Raw genomic sequence first — 761 nt, forward strand, 5'->3', positions numbered from 1 at the left:
CAACTGCATCGCAAATGCTGCGACCACGACCATTAGCAATAAGGGAATGACAAACATCAACACGGACGCCTGCCGAATGAAAACTACGTGCCGTTTATTCAGACTGATGTGGCGATTAATCCCGGCAATTCGGGTGGCCCGCTTTTCAATATGGACGGTGAGGTCGTAGGTATTAATTCGCAGATTTATACGCGTTCTGGCGGCTTTATGGGTATGTCTTTCGCTATTCCTATGGATGTTGCGATGGAAGTAGTTGATCAACTGCGCGGCCAGGGGTATGTATCCCGCGGTTGGTTGGGTGTGTTGATTCAGGAAGTGAGTAAAGAGCTTGCAGAGTCGTTTGGTCTTGATAAACCGCATGGTGCATTAGTCGCTCAGGTTGTGCCGGGTTCACCCGCTCAGGAAGCGGGAATCCAGGTTGGTGATATTATCGTCAAATATGAAGATGAGAAGATCAATTTGTCCTCGCAGTTGCCGCATTTTGTTGGTCGTACAAAGGTGGGTGAGGACGCTGAACTTACGGTGATCCGTAACGGTGATCGAAAAACCGTGAAGGTTGAAATTGGAGAGCTGCCAAACAGCTCAGATGTGCCGGTTAAACCTGCCAAAGCAACCGTTCCAGAAGCCAATCGCCTCGGTGTGATGGTCAAGGAGCTGGATGACGCTGTGTTGAAAGATGCAGGGCTTGAAGGCGGTGTTCAGGTTGTGAAGGTGCAAGCAGGTCCTGCAAGCAATGCGGGTATTCGACAGGGAGATATCAT

Annotated in this window: 1 protein-coding gene; it reads left to right on the forward strand. The window is 49.9% G+C overall.

Annotated elements, in window-relative coordinates; genetic code table 11:
• Positions 1-87: 87 nt before the first annotated feature.
• On the forward strand, positions 88-761 hold a 674-nt coding region (locus A3750_RS24140; RefSeq protein ID WP_369819981.1), incomplete at its 3' end, for a PDZ domain-containing protein.

It is taken from the genome of Oleiphilus sp. HI0079, assembly GCF_001635105.1.